Origin of the sequence: Pseudomonas sp. NY15356, from assembly GCF_048068175.1 — a bacterium.
GTDB classification, from domain to species: domain Bacteria; phylum Pseudomonadota; class Gammaproteobacteria; order Pseudomonadales; family Pseudomonadaceae; genus Aquipseudomonas; species Aquipseudomonas putida_K.
In genome coordinates, this window is sequence record NZ_JBLUPW010000013.1 from 1 (window position 1) to 13,882 (window position 13,882).

Below are 13,882 nucleotides of genomic sequence, written 5' to 3' on the forward strand. Positions count from 1 at the left end.
CGCTCCTACAGGAGACGTGTGATTTCTGTAGGAGCGGCCTTGTGCCGCGAAAGGGCCGCAAAGCGGCCCCGAGGGTTACTTCACTTCAACCGCCAGGCTCTGGGCGATCTTGCTCTGCCACAGGGCAGGGCCGGTGATGTGCACCGACTCGCCGTTGCTGTCCACCGCGACGGTGACCGGCATGTCCTTGACCTCGAACTCGTAGATCGCCTCCATGCCCAGTTCGGCGAACGCCAGGACCTGGGACTTGCGGATCGCCTGGGCCACCAGGTAGGCGGCGCCGCCGACGGCCATCAGGTACACGGCCTTGTTGTCCTTGATCGCCTCGATGGCGGTCGGGCCACGCTCGGACTTGCCGATCATGCCCAGCAGGCCGGTCTGCTCGAGGATCTGGCGGGTGAACTTGTCCATGCGGGTGGCGGTGGTCGGGCCGGCAGGGCCTACCACTTCGTCACCGACCGGGTCGACCGGGCCGACGTAGTAGATGAAGCGGCCCTTGAGGTCGACCGGCAGTTCTTCGCCACGGTTGAGCATTTCGACCATGCGCTTGTGCGCGGCATCGCGGCCGGTGAGCATCTTGCCGTTGAGCAGCAGGGTCTCGCCCGGCTTCCAGCTGGCCACTTCTTCCGGGGTGATTGTGTCGAGGTTGACGCGACGGGCGCTCGGGCCGGCTTCCCAGACGATTTCCGGGTACGCATCCAGCGACGGCGCTTCCAGCTCGGCAGGGCCGGAGCCGTCCAGCACGAAGTGGGCGTGGCGGGTGGCGGCGCAGTTAGGGATCATGCAGACCGGCAGCGACGCGGCGTGGGTCGGGTAGTCCATGATCTTGACGTCGAGCACGGTGGTCAGACCGCCCAGGCCCTGGGCGCCGATGCCCAGCTGGTTGACCTTCTCGAACAGCTCCAGGCGCAGCTCTTCGATACGGTTCTGCGGGCCGCGGGCCTTGAGCTCATGGATGTCGATGGACTCCATCAACACTTCCTTGGCCATCACGGCCGCCTTCTCGGCGGTGCCGCCGATACCGATGCCCAGCATGCCCGGTGGGCACCAGCCAGCGCCCATGGTCGGCACGGTCTTCAGGACCCAGTCGACGATCGAGTCGGATGGGTTGAGCATGGCCATCTTCGACTTGTTCTCCGAGCCGCCGCCCTTGGCCGCGACGTCGACTTCGACCTTGTCGCCGGGAACGATGGAGTAGTGGATGACGGCCGGGGTGTTGTCCTTGGTGTTCTTGCGGGCACCGGCGGGGTCCGCCAGGATCGAGGCGCGCAGGACGTTTTCAGGCAGGTTGTAGGCGCGGCGTACACCTTCGTTGATCATGTCGTCGACGCTCATGGTGGCGCCGTCCCAGCGCACGTCCATGCCCACGCGCACGAACACGGTGACGATGCCGGTGTCCTGGCAGATCGGGCGGTGGCCGGTGGCGCACATGCGCGAGTTGATCAGGATCTGGGCGATGGAGTCGCGTGCGGCGGGCGACTCTTCACGCAGGTAGGCCTCGTGCATCGCCTGGATGAAATCGACGGGGTGGTAGTACGAGATGAATTGCAGGGCGTCGGCAACGCTCTGAATCAGGTCGTCTTGCTTGATCACGGTCATGCAGCGCGCTCCTCTTAAAGACGGGAACATTTCGTAAAGGCATTTCCGACACAGCCGACCAGCGCGTCGAAACACCTTGCAAGGCGCGCCGGCAGGCAGTGGCCGACGCAAAAGGGCGCGGCAGTATAGCGCGCATCCGTGCCCGGCACACCTGCGCGTGGTCTGGACCAAGGTCGGCACGGGGCGGGCATTCTTTTTGCTGCGAACGTGCGATCCTGTTGCATGAGGGCCGCTGCGCGGCCATCGCCGGCAAGCCGGCTCCCACCTGTCCTGCGTTGTTTTAGAGACACCGCCATACCTGTGGGAGCAGGCTTGCCCGCGATGCAGCCTCAGGTGATTTTTGAACTGAACGAGATTTTCTGACCATGCCCGAACTCTGTGTCGGCGACCGCCGCTGGACGGTGCCGGTCGCCAGCAACCTGCTCGATGCCTTGAACGAGGCCGGCGTCACGGTGCCCTACAGCTGCCGCGCCGGCAGTTGTCATGCCTGCCTGGTGCGCTGCCTGGATGGTCACCCGCTCGAGGCCATGCCCGATGCCCTGAGCCCGGCGCAGCGTGAGCAGGGCTGGTGCCTGGCCTGCCAGTGCCAGGTGCAGGGCGACCTGCGCGTGGCGGTGTTCGACCCGCGCAGCGATGGCCAGGCCGCAACGGTGTGTGACCTGGCCTGGTTCGGTGACGTGCTGCGCTTGCGCCTGCGCCCCGAGCGGCCGCTGCGCTACCAGGCAGGGCAGCACCTGGTGCTGTGGCTTGGAACGGTGGCCCGGCCATATTCCTTGGCGAGCGTGCCGGGAGAAGATGATTTTCTCGAGTTTCATATCGATTGCCGGCACCCGGGTGCTTTTTGTGGCCAGGCCCGCCTGCTGCAGGTCGGCGATGTGTTGAGCTTGGGTGAACTCAGGGGTGGGGCGTTGCACTATGACCCGGGCTGGCAGGAGCGACCGCTCTGGCTGCTGGCGGCAGGTACGGGGCTGGCGCCGTTATGGGGCATTTTGCGAGAGGCGTTACGGCAGGGGCATCAAGGGGAGATCAGGGTGGTACATGTGGCGTGCGATAGCCTTGGGCACTATCTGGCTGAGCCGCTGATGCACCTGGAAGGCGTGAATGTCGAGCTGGTGCTGGCGGAGCAGTTGGATGAAACGCTGGCGGGATTGCGGCCGTCCTCGCGGCAAACGGTGGCGTTGGTGTGCGGAGCGCCGGGGAGTGTCGAGCGCTTTGCTCGGCGGCTGTTCATTGCCGGGGTGCCGAGGAACCAGATGTTCTCTGATGTGTTTGTCGAGCATGCCTGAGTGGACGGGGAGGGCTTCGCCCTCCTTTCGTGGCACAAGGCCGCTCCTACAGGGGCAGCGCAAGACCCCGGCCTGCGCGATACCTGTAGGAGCGGCCTTGCGCCGCGAAAGGGCCGCAAAGCGGCCCTCGGGGCTATCAGCCAACCAGCGGGTCACCCACATGCAGGATCTTCATGCCGTTGGTGCCACCGATGGTGTGGTAGCTGTCGCCCTTGGTCAGGATCACCCAGTCGCCTTGCTCCACCAGGCCGCGCTTGAGCAGCTCGTCGACGGCTGCCTGGCTGACCTTGTCCGCCGGCAGTGAAGCCGGGTCGAAGGCGATGGGGTACACGCCACGGAACAGCGAGGCGCGCGCCTGGGTGGCGCGGTGCGGCGACATGGCGAAGATCGGCACATGCGAGCGCAGGCGCGACATGATCAGCGGGGTGTAGCCACTCTCGGTAAGCGAGATGATCGCCTTGACCCCCGGGAAGTGGTTGGCCGTGTACATGGCCGCCAGGGCAATGCTTTCGTCGCAGCGTTCGAAAGTGGTGTGCAGGCGGTGGCTGGACTTCTGGCTGGTCGGATGCTTCTCGGCACCCTGGCAGATGCGTGCCATGGCCTGGACTGCTTCGATCGGGTAGGCGCCGGCGGCGCTTTCGGCCGAGAGCATCACTGCGTCGGTGTTGTCCAGCACGGCGTTGGCCACGTCGGAAACCTCGGCACGGGTCGGCATCGGGTTCTGGATCATCGACTCCATCATCTGGGTCGCGACGATCACCGCCTTGTTGTTGCGGCGGGCGTGCTGGATGATCTTCTTCTGGATGGCGATCAGCTCGGCGTCGCCGATTTCCACGCCCAGGTCACCACGGGCGACCATCACGGCGTCGGAAGCGGCGATCAGGCCATCGAGGGTCTCATCGTCGGCCACGGCTTCGGCGCGCTCGATCTTGGACACGAGCCAGGCGGTGCCGCCGGCTTCGTCGCGCAGCTTGCGGGCGTATTCCATGTCCTTGGCATCGCGCGGGAAGGACACGGCCAGGTAGTCCAGGTCCATTTCCGCGGCCAGCTTGATGTCGGCCTTGTCTTTTTCGGTCAGGGCCGGCGCGGTCAGGCCGCCACCTTTGCGGTTGATGCCCTTGTGGTCGGACAGCGGGCCGCCGACGATCACCACGCAGTGCAAAGCATCGGCCGTGGCGGTCTCGACGCGCATGACCACGCGGCCGTCGTCGAGCAGCAGTTCGTCACCGACGCCGCAGTCCTTGACCAGGTCGGGATAATCGATACCGACGATGTCCTGGTTGCCTTCGGTCAGCGGGTGGACGGTGGAGAAGGTGAACTTGTCACCGATCTTCAGTTCGATGCGCTTGTTGGTGAACTTGGCGATGCGGATCTTCGGACCCTGCAGGTCGCCCAGCAGCGCCACATGGCGGCCGTTCTTGGCGGCGATCTCGCGGATCAGGCGGGCGCGGGCCTTGTGCTCGTCAGGGGTGCCGTGGGAGAAGTTCAGGCGTGCCACGTCCAGGCCGGCGAGGATCAGCTGTTCGATCACTTGCGGCGAGTTGCTGGCGGGGCCAAGGGTGGCGACGATTTTGGTACGGCGGATGGTCATGCACAGACTCCTATAGTGAAGCGCAGCGAAAGGCTACTCCTGAATATCGCTGTAGTCATTGTTCCGTTGCACTACCTCCGGGTTCGGCAGGCTGGCATTTGAACGGACCGGGGTATGCTTGCATGCACGTGTGAAGATTTGCCGCGCCCGGCCGATACCCTGCTCATCAAAGGAGATTCCCCATGCGTGCCCTGATCATTTTGGCCGTGGCGGCCAGTGTCGTCGGTTGTACCCGCTGGTCCATGGACCATCACCTGAACAATGCCTACCGCGCCTACGACCGTGGCGATTGCCAGCGTGTGATGCTGGAGCTGTCCCAGGTCGACCGCACCAGCCGGGCCCGGCCATTCATCCATCCCGAGGTCTCGATGCTGCGCGGCCAATGCCTGGAGCGCCAGAAACTCTATGTGGATGCGGCGCAGACCTATCAGTACCTGATCCAGCGCTACCCACACAACGAGTATGCCTACCGGGCCAAGGCGCGTTTGCAGACCCTCGAGCAGCTGGGCCATTACCGCCCAGGCGAGGCGGCACTCGCGAGCCCGGCGGCAGCTACACCTTGGCGTTAATACCAAGGTGTTCTTGCTATCACCGAAACAGCCACCTGCGCTGAGCTAATCTGTTAAGGGTTGTAACGTTCATCGCCAGTACCTTGTCTTCCTGGCATCAGGTACGGACCGCGCCCCATGTTTATCCAACGTCATATAGAGCGGCATCAACTGCCTTGCATGCTCAAGGTCTACAACCGCTATACCGACCAGCCGATCGGTTTCCTGGGCAATGCCTCGGAAGATGGCATGATGCTGATCAGCCAGTTGCCGGTGCTGGTGGGGCCGGACTTCGAGCTGCAGTTGCGCCTGCCGCTCGCTGGCGCAGCTAGCCAGTGCATCGACCTGACAGCCAGTTGCCTCTGGTGCCGTGAAGATCAGACGCCCGGCCACTACGATGCAGGGTTCATGTTGCTGCAGCCGCCGCGCGAGTACGAGGACTTTGTCCGGGCGCTGCGTGACTACTTCAGTTTTCGCCCCCTGAACGCCTCCGCATAAGGCGCACGCAATGCGCTGCATCGAAATCGGTATTCGAATTGACCGGCCAGGCCGCTAGACTCTGTCGACCTTGTTACAGGAAGACCCCGTGAGCTCCAGCATCTTCTGGCACGACTACGAAACCACCGGCATCAACCCCCGTTGCGACCGCCCGCTGCAGGTCGCCGGCGTGCGCACCGACCTCGAGCTCAATGAGATCGAAGCGCCCTTCAACCTGTATTGCCGGCCCAGTGACGATATCCTGCCGCACCCGGCGGCATGCCTGGTGACGGGCATCACGCCCGCGCAGCTGGCCGCCAACGGCCTGGGCGAAGCCGAATTCATGACCCGTGTGCATGAGCAGCTGGCACGCCCCGGTACCTGCGGTGCCGGCTACAACACCTTGCGTTTCGACGACGAGGTCACCCGCTACAGCCTCTATCGCAATTTCTTCGACCCGTATGCACGCGAATGGCAGGGCGGCAACAGCCGCTGGGACTTGATCGATGTGGTGCGCACCGCCTATGCGTTGCGCCCGGAGGGCATCGTCTGGCCGCAACAAGACGGGCGCACCAGCCTGCGTCTGGAGCTGCTCAGCAAGGCCAACGGTATCGACCATGGGCAGGCGCACGAGGCGCTGTCCGACGTGCGGGCAACCATCGCCCTGGCGCGCCTGATTCGTGAAAAACAACCCCGCTTGTATGACTGGCTGTTCAACCTACGCAGCAAACACAAGGTCATGGAACACATTCGCCTTCTGCAGCCCCTGGTGCATGTGTCGGGGCGTTTTTCGGCAGAGCGTAGTTACCTGGGGGTTGTATTGCCGTTGGCCTGGCATCCGCGTAATCGCAATGCGTTGATTGTATGTGACCTGCACCTGGACAGCGCGCCGCTGTTGCAGGACAGTGCCGAAACATTACGAAAATGTTTGTATACCCGGCGTGACGAATTGTCTGACGGACAATTACCTGTTCCTCTGAAGTTGGTGCAGATCAACCGTTGTCCGGTCCTCGCTCCGTTGTCGGTATTACGGCCTGCCGACCAGCAACGGCTGGGGCTGGATATGGCCCTCCTGCAACAGCGCGGCGAACATTTGGCCAATCAGCAACACCTTTGGCAGGGCAAGCTGGACGCTATTTACACAGGCGACGAGTTTGCCCCCAGCGAAGATCCGGAGCAGCAACTGTATGACGGTTTCCTGGGCGATCGGGATCGTCGATTATGCGAACAGGTCCGTAGCCTTGACCCTCGCCAATTGGGGCAGGGGCATTGGATGTTCGACGACCCACGAATGCCGGAATTGTTGTTCCGTTACCGTGCCAGGAACTTTACCGACACCTTGACTGCAGAAGAACAGCAACGTTGGCATCGGTTCTGCCAGCAGCGCTTGAGTGACCCGCGCTTGGGCGCGCCGAATACGTTGGGTGACTTCGAACAGGCGTGCCAGAGCGCCTGGGGTGCGGCTGACGAGGCAGGGCGACAAGTGCTGGACGCATGGCGAGCCTATGTTCAGCAATTGAAAGCGCAGTATCAGTTGTAGGGTCGAGCCCATAAAAAAACGCCGGCAATAGGCCGGCGTTTTTCATGGGTATTGCACAGGCAACCCTTTAATCCAACAGGGTTGCCCAGCTTTCAACCACATCACCGCCCCACTTGGCTTTCCACTCTTTCAGGGTCTTGTGGTTGCCGCCTTTGGTTTCGATCACTTCACCGTTGTGCGGGTTCTTGTATTGCTTGACTTTACGGGCACGTTTGGTGCCGGTGGCCTTGACGGCACCGCGCGGTGCTTTGCTCAGCTTGGATTCTGGATCCAACAGGGCGATCACGTCGCGCAGGGACTTGGAGTATTCACCCATCAGTGCGCGCAGTTTGCCTTCGAATTCCAGCTCTTTCTTCAGCTTGTCATCTTGAGACAGGTTGGCCAGGCGGGCCTGAAGTTCCTTGATAGCTTCTTCGGTGGCGCGGTATTCGTTGATCAGGGACATGGAGTGTTCCTTGAGTAGCATGTTCGAGGGATAACAGTTCGGGGCAATAATAGACAGGCCAAACTCGCAAGTAAACAATTAAAAAGACAATGAACTGTTAATTGTTGTGCGACAAAGCAGGCTTTGAGTTAAGAAATTTTTACATATCGGCTGGCAAATTCATCCTTTCCTACAGATATTGCCCACGATAGCGTTTGCCGGCGGTACAAGCGGCAGGGCATCCCGGGGTCGGGACAATCGATACTGCGTTTTTTCCGGAGGGCCGCTAGAATGTGCGCCTTTGCGAAGTTTCCGGAGTCTCCTTCATGCGCACCTATCGACTGGTGATTGCCTGCCCCGACCGTGTCGGCATCGTGGCGAAAGTCAGTAATTTCCTGGCCTTGTACAACGGCTGGATCAACGAAGCCAGCCACCACTCCGATGAGCAGAGTGGTTGGTTCTTCATGCGCCATGAGATCCGCGCCGAATCCCTGCCCTTTGGCATCGAGGCCTTCCGCGAGGCGTTCGCGCCGATCGCCGAAGAGTTCTCCATGACTTGGCGAATCACCGATTCGGCCCAGAAGAAGCGCGTTGTCCTGATGGCCAGCCGTGAGTCCCACTGCCTGGCCGACCTGCTGCATCGCTGGCACACCGATGAGCTCGATTGCGACATCCCATGCGTGATCTCCAACCACAATGACCTGCGCAGCATGGTCGAGTGGCACGGCATTCCATTCTTCCATGTCCCGGTGGACCCGAAGGACAAGCAACCGGCATTCGCCGAAGTGTCGCGTCTGGTCGAGGAACACGGTGCCGACGTAGTGGTACTGGCCCGCTACATGCAAATCCTGCCACCGCAGCTGTGCCAGGAATACGCCGAAAAGGTGATCAACATCCACCACAGCTTCCTGCCGTCCTTCGTCGGTGCCAAGCCTTACCACCAGGCGGCCCTGCGTGGCGTGAAACTGATCGGCGCCACCTGCCACTATGTCACCGAGGAGCTGGACGCAGGCCCCATCATCGAGCAGGACGTGGTGCGTGTGAGCCATGCCGACAGCATCGAGGACATGGTGCGGTTCGGTCGTGACGTGGAAAAGATGGTGCTGGCCCGCGGCCTGCGCTATCACCTGGAAGACCGCGTGCTGGTGCATGGCAACAAGACCGTAGTGTTCGACTGATCGCTATCGCTGCGGCTCGGGGCGCGAAATCTTGTCGATGCGGGCCGCACAGCGGCCTATGCCGCTCAGCGCGTCTGACGACGCCAGCGCTCCAGCAATGGACGCGCCAACAGGCAGACGAACACCGGCCCGCCCGCGATCAAATAGAAGTAGTAGGTCACCGCGCGCCAGATCAGGATCGCTGCGGCGGCCGTCGAACTGCCCACCAGGGGCGCGAGCAGGCTGGCCGAGGTCAGCTCGGCTGCACCCGCTCCGCCGGGCAACAGGCTGAACTGCCCTGCACTGAGCGAAAGGATCTGCACCAGGAAACTGGGGATCCACGACAACTCCACGCCCAAACCTCGCAATACCAGGTACAGCACGCTGTAGCGCAGGCTCCAGTGGGCGCAGGTCAGGGTGAAGACCAAGGCCAGGGTGCGCTTGGGCAGGCGCCAAGTATCCGTCAGGGCGTGCAGGAACCGCAGCAGCTTGCGCGCCCAGCGTCGCCGTCGCCGGCATGACATGCCCAACCGATACAACAATCGCCCGTTGAAACGCATCACCGCGCGGCGATAGCGCAGCAGCGCGACGATCCCTGCCAGAGCCGAGCACAGCAGCAAGGCGCTGCCCAACAGCATGCTTTCCTGGGTGTGCCCCAGGCTATGGAACAGGGCGTAGCCGGCAATGGCCAGCATGGCGCAGAAGAAAAACACCAAGTCATTGAGCTGGTCCATGGCGAACACGGCGCCGCTGCGCGCCGGGCCGATACGCTCGCGGGCCAGCAACGCCATGAGCGTCAGCGGCCCGCCACTGCCGCCCGGGGTGGTGCAGATGGCGAATTCGGTGGCCATGATTACGCCCAGGCTGCGGACCCGGCCGAGCCTGGCGCCCTGCTGGCCGAGCAGCAGGCGCAGGCGCAGGGCATTGATCATCCAGCACACCAGAATCATGCCCAGCAGTATCGCCATCAGCCCGGGGGCGAAGGATTTCAGGCGTGGCAGCAGGTCACCACCGCCCAGCAGGGTCGGGACCAGCACTGCCACCAGCAGCGCCAGCCCCAGCCAGCCGAAGCGGTTCATGCGACAGCCTGGCGTGCCAGCCAGGCAGACTTGGTCAGCGGTTGACGGCCTTGCTCGAGCAATGTGTACAAGGTACGCAGCCAATAGTCACGGGAGGATCGATGGCGCATGTCCACCGGGTGCAGCCCCAGGCGCAGGGTGTCGGCTTCGCGCCATCGCTGGCATTGCCAATCGCAGACCATCCGTGATAGCCCACGGCGCCAGGCACTGCGGGCGCTCCACACCAGGCCGGGGGCGTCGATGGCGGTGAATTCCGGCAGTCGGTAGAGGTGCCGTGGTGTGCTGGTATAGCGCAGCGGTAGACGGCGCAGGGCCTGGCGCGTGCCTTCGCTCATCAGCCAGGCCGGGGCGACGAAGCCGGCCACAGGCCAGGCATGGCGATGGAATACTTCCAGCCCGGCCTCCAGGCGCAGCAAGGCATCGGCTTCGTCCAGCCCATAGAACTCGCCTTCGTGGGTATACACCCTGCGCATGAAGAACTCGCCGGGGCTGCGTGGCGCCGGAGCGTCGTCGGTGTGGAAGTAGCCATGCAGGGCCAGTTCGTCCCCCTGTGCCAGGCGTCGCTCGAGCAGCCGGCAGAAGGTCGGTGAGCGCGCCAACGCATTGCGGTGGTGAAAGTCCGGTACCACCAGCCAGGTCATGGGCACCCCACCGAGCTGGTCCACGGCCTGGACGAAGGGCTGGTAGTCGGGCCAGGTCTCGGGCGCGACGTCGTGCAGCACCAGCATCAGGCTGCGTGGCGCGGCGGCCGCTTCAACCATGGGCACGCACCTGCGGCTGATGGCCCAGCACGGCCTGGTAGTGGGCGAGCAAGCCATCGACCACCTTGTCCCAGGCGTAGTGCTGCTCCACGTGGCGGCGGGCCTGGGCGCCGAGACGCCGCACACCAGCTTCGAAGATTTCCCGCACCGCGGTGGCCATGGCCTGGCCGTCGTTGGGCGTGCACAGGCGCCCGCACTGGTCGGTGATGATCTCGCCGAAGGCACCGGCATGCACCGCTACCACCGGCGTGGCGCTGGCCATGGCCTCGAGGATGACCAGGCCGAAGGTTTCCTGGTCCCCGGCATGCACCAGCAGGTCGGCGCTGGCGAACAACCGGGCGACCTCCTGGGGCGGGCAGAAGTGGTCGATGACGCTGACATTGCCCGGTACGTTGGCGGGCATGTTGGAGCCGACCAGCAGCAAGTGGTAGTGGCGGCCCAGGTGGGTCATGCAGTCGAGCAGCACCGGCAGGTTCTTCTCCCGCGAACCGCGGCCGGCGAACACCAGCAGGCGGGTGGTGTCGGGGATGCCGAGCTCGGCGCGCAGGTGAGGGTCGCGGTGTTCGGGGTTGAAGGTGGCCAGGTCCACGCCCAGGCGTTGCACATGCACATCCTTGACCCCGAGCCGGCACAGTTTGTCGGCCATCACTTGGCTGGGGGCCAGGACCCGGTCGAAGTTGCCGTAGAGCTTGCTGACATAGGCCTCGACATTGGGGGTGAACCAATTGCCCATGCGGTTGCTGACCAGCAACGGCAGGTCGGAGTGATAGAAACCAATCACCGGGACGTCAAGCTTGCGCCGCGCCTCGAGGGCGGCCCAGGCGGTGAGGTAGGGGTCGCCGACTTCGATCAGGTCCGGCTGTAGGCGCCGCAGCACATTGCACCAGGGAGCCAGGCGTACCGGGAAACGGTAGCCGTTGCCGAAGGGCAAGGGCGGTGCCGGCACCTGGTAGATGCCGTTGGCATGGCTGGCGCTGGCGCCGGGGATCAAGAGGCTGTGACGCACGCCTGGCCTGGCGTCGAGTCGGCGATGTTTGGCATCAAGATAGGTACGTACGCCTCCGCTGGCCGGGGCGTAGAACATGGTGATGTCAGCGATGTGCACGATCAGCATCCCTCCGGGATCGTCTTCGGGTCTGTCATCTGGCGGTAATGGCCGTGATGACACGCCTAAAGGTTGACCTTCCTTAAGGATAGTTTGTTCGATCGGGATTCGAGGCGAGGGCGGGCCTTGTCCTGCAGGCGGGAGGCGCCACGGCGTCTTGTCTGTTGTAGGAGCGGCCTCGTGCCGCGAAAGGGCTGCAAGGCAGCCCCAAGATTCCAAGGCCAGGAGTGGTCCGGCCGCTATCGGTGATCGGCTGTAGATCGACGGGGGCGCTTTGCGCCCCTTTCGCGGCACGAGGCCGCTCCTACAGGAGGGGAGCGGTGAATCAGATGCGGAAGCTGCCGACCAGGTGCTTGAGCCGGCTGGCCTGCTGCTCCAGGTCGGCGCAGGCGCGCAGGGTGGCCTGCAGGTTCTCGACGCCTTCCTGGTTGAGCATGTTGATCTCGTTGATGTCCATGTTGATCGAGTCGACCACGGCGGTCTGTTCCTCGGTGGCGGTGGCCACCGACTGGTTCATGCCGTCGATTTCACCGATGCGCACGGTCACGCTGTCCAGGCGTTCGCCGGCCTGGTTGGCGATCTCCATGCTGTCCTGGCTGTGGCGCTGGCTCTGGCCCATGGTTTCCACCGATTCGCGGGCGCCTACCTGCAGTTCCTCGATCATGGCCTGCACCTGCTGGGCTGATTCCTGGGTACGGTGGGCGAGGTTGCGTACTTCGTCGGCGACCACGGCGAAGCCACGGCCGGCTTCCCCGGCGCGGGCAGCTTCGATGGCGGCATTGAGCGCCAGCAGGTTGGTCTGCTGGGAGATGCTGGTGATCACCTCGAGGATCTGGCCGATGTTAACGGTCTTGTGATTGAGCGTCTCGATGTGCGCGCTCGAGGTCACGATCAGGTCCGAGAGACGGTTCATTGCCTCGATGTTGCGTTCCACCACCTGTTGGCCTTCCTCGGCCAGCAGCCGCGCGGAGGTCGCGTGCTGGGAGGCCTGGGCCGCATTGCCGGCGATTTCCTGGGCGGCGGCGCCCAGTTCGTTGATGGCGGCGGCGACGCTGCTGGTGCGGTTGGACTGCTCGTCGGAGTTGGCCATCGACGAGTTGGAGGCGCTGATCACCCGCAGGGCTACTTCATTGACCTGCTCGGTGGCCGAGGATACTTCGCGGATCGAGCCATGGATGCGCTCCACGAAACGGTTGAACGCAGTGCCGAGGATGCCGAATTCGTCGTGCTGGTGGATCTGCAGGCGCTTGGTCAGGTCGCCTTCGCCCTCGGCGATGTCCTCCATGGCACGGGTCATCGTATGCAGCGGTTGCATCAGCACACGGATCAGCAGGCCCAGCAAGGCGATGATGATGACCACCGCCACCAGCGTGGCGATGATCGCCGAGGTTCGGAAGGTGCTGAGCATGGAGAAGGCTTTGTCCTTGTCCACCGACAGGCCGATATACCAGTTGGCCGAAGGCAGGCCCTTGATCGGCGTGAAAGTCAGCAGGCGGGCCTGGCCATTGGCCTGGACTTCGGTCAGTTCGCCGGAAAGCGTCGGGGTACCCTCGGGGAACAGGTCGGTGAGCGACTTCATCACCAGCTCTTTATCAGGGTGCACCAGGATCTTGCCCTGGTCGTTGACCAGGAAGGCGTAGCCCATGCCGCCGAAGTCCAGCGAATTGATGATTTCCACCAGGCCATCGAGGGCCAGGTCACCACCGACTACGCCGACGTTGGCCGACACCTTGCTGAGGATACCGATGACCATCTTGTTGGTGGTCAGGTCGATATAGGGCTCGGTCAGCATGGCGCCGCTGGCGCTCATACCGTCCTTGTACCAGGGGCGTACCCGCGGGTCGTAGCCATCAGGCATCTTCGAGTCCGGGCGGACGCTGAAGCCGCCGTCCACCTTGCCCAGGTAAACGGTGAGGAAACTCGAAAGCAGGGCCGGTTGCCCCATGAAAGTTTCGGCATTGGCGGGATTATGTGCGATGTTCTGTGCCAGGTTCTCCACCAACTTGATACGGCCGTCGAACAAGTTGCGAATATTGGTCGATGTCGACTCGCCCATTTCCGCCAGGTAACTCTCCAGGTCGTCGCGAATCGCATTACGCTGGAGGTAATCGTTATAGAGCGTGAACAGGCTGAAGGCGACTATCACGATCAATGAGGCCGCCAAGAGTATCTTGTGGCTGAAACGAAGGCTTTTGTTCATGGCGTGGTCCGCTAAGGTTTTTATCGGGTCGTTCGCACGAAGGCAGCTTGAAAACAGTGCAACAATGCCCGCAGGTCCTTTTCGGGTTGTTCCTGTCTTTCGAGGTGAAACATCA

General features: G+C 63.1%; 12 protein-coding genes and 1 pseudogene. 5 read left to right on the forward strand and 8 right to left on the reverse strand.

The features are described from left to right. Nucleotides 1-75: 75 nt before the first annotated feature. Nucleotides 76-1,599 carry a fumarate hydratase gene (locus ACNFCI_RS12500; protein ID WP_084855838.1) on the reverse strand — a complete coding sequence of 508 codons (1,524 nt, stop codon included), beginning with the start codon at nucleotides 1,597-1,599 and terminating at the stop codon, nucleotides 76-78. A 365-nt stretch (nucleotides 1,600-1,964) separates the two neighbouring features. On the opposite strand from ACNFCI_RS12500, the gene ACNFCI_RS12505 reads away from it, so the two are divergent. Beyond that, a complete protein-coding gene (locus tag ACNFCI_RS12505; RefSeq protein WP_324817783.1) occupies nucleotides 1,965-2,885 on the forward strand; it encodes an iron-sulfur-binding ferredoxin reductase in 921 nt (306 codons plus the stop codon). Nucleotides 2,886-3,021: 136 nt separating this feature from the next. On the opposite strand, the gene pyk is transcribed toward ACNFCI_RS12505, so the two are convergent. Continuing rightward, nucleotides 3,022-4,476, reverse strand: coding sequence for a pyruvate kinase (gene pyk / locus ACNFCI_RS12510; protein WP_084855841.1), 1,455 nt, complete (start codon nucleotides 4,474-4,476; stop codon nucleotides 3,022-3,024). A 182-nt stretch (nucleotides 4,477-4,658) separates the two neighbouring features. Between pyk and ACNFCI_RS12515 the strand changes: the two genes are divergently transcribed. The 3 genes from ACNFCI_RS12515 to sbcB all read left to right on the forward strand — a co-directional run bounded on the left by ACNFCI_RS12515 (nucleotide 4,659) and on the right by sbcB (nucleotide 7,041). Next, entirely contained in the window at nucleotides 4,659-5,045 is a 387-nt protein-coding gene (locus ACNFCI_RS12515; RefSeq protein ID WP_368829547.1) for a tol-pal system YbgF family protein, read from the forward strand. A gap of 117 nt (nucleotides 5,046-5,162) precedes the next feature. Next, nucleotides 5,163-5,522, forward strand: a complete 360-nt coding sequence (locus tag ACNFCI_RS12520) for a PilZ domain-containing protein (protein WP_084855843.1) — start codon at nucleotides 5,163-5,165, stop codon at nucleotides 5,520-5,522. A gap of 88 nt (nucleotides 5,523-5,610) precedes the next feature. Then, nucleotides 5,611-7,041, forward strand: a complete 1,431-nt coding sequence (gene sbcB, locus ACNFCI_RS12525) for an exodeoxyribonuclease I (RefSeq protein WP_324817788.1) — start codon at nucleotides 5,611-5,613, stop codon at nucleotides 7,039-7,041. 67 nt (nucleotides 7,042-7,108) lie between these two features. On the opposite strand, the gene mvaT is transcribed toward sbcB, so the two are convergent. Continuing rightward, nucleotides 7,109-7,486: a histone-like nucleoid-structuring protein MvaT gene (mvaT, locus tag ACNFCI_RS12530; RefSeq protein WP_084855845.1), complete on the reverse strand. Its 378-nt coding sequence runs from the start codon at nucleotides 7,484-7,486 to the stop codon at nucleotides 7,109-7,111. 305 nt (nucleotides 7,487-7,791) lie between these two features. Here mvaT and purU point away from each other — a divergent pair, with 305 nt between their 5' ends. After that, nucleotides 7,792-8,643 carry a formyltetrahydrofolate deformylase gene (purU, locus tag ACNFCI_RS12535; RefSeq protein WP_084855846.1) on the forward strand — a complete coding sequence of 284 codons (852 nt, stop codon included), beginning with the start codon at nucleotides 7,792-7,794 and terminating at the stop codon, nucleotides 8,641-8,643. A 65-nt stretch (nucleotides 8,644-8,708) separates the two neighbouring features. Here purU and ACNFCI_RS12540 read toward each other — a convergent pair whose 3' ends face one another. The 5 genes and pseudogenes from ACNFCI_RS12540 to ACNFCI_RS12560 all read right to left on the reverse strand — a co-directional run. Further along, nucleotides 8,709-9,701, reverse strand: a complete 993-nt coding sequence (locus tag ACNFCI_RS12540; RefSeq protein ID WP_368829546.1) for a lysylphosphatidylglycerol synthase transmembrane domain-containing protein — start codon at nucleotides 9,699-9,701, stop codon at nucleotides 8,709-8,711. Beyond that, on the reverse strand, nucleotides 9,698-10,462 hold the full coding sequence (locus tag ACNFCI_RS12545; protein WP_084855848.1) for a DUF2334 domain-containing protein: 765 nt from the start codon (nucleotides 10,460-10,462) through the stop codon (nucleotides 9,698-9,700). Before ACNFCI_RS12545 ends, ACNFCI_RS12540 begins: the two co-directional genes overlap by 4 nt. Next, nucleotides 10,455-11,576 (reverse strand): glycosyltransferase family 4 protein, encoded by a 1,122-nt coding sequence (locus ACNFCI_RS12550; RefSeq protein ID WP_084855849.1) that lies wholly within the window; start codon nucleotides 11,574-11,576, stop codon nucleotides 10,455-10,457. The genes ACNFCI_RS12545 and ACNFCI_RS12550 overlap by 8 nt, the downstream gene beginning before the upstream one ends. Nucleotides 11,577-11,892: 316 nt before the next feature. Further along, nucleotides 11,893-12,657: a methyl-accepting chemotaxis protein gene (locus ACNFCI_RS12555; protein ID WP_416768010.1), complete on the reverse strand. Its 765-nt coding sequence runs from the start codon at nucleotides 12,655-12,657 to the stop codon at nucleotides 11,893-11,895. Nucleotides 12,658-12,750: 93 nt separating this feature from the next. Then, nucleotides 12,751-13,767: pseudogene (locus ACNFCI_RS12560) on the reverse strand (cache domain-containing protein); the annotation flags it as partial. Between the last annotated feature and the right edge of the window lie 115 nt (nucleotides 13,768-13,882).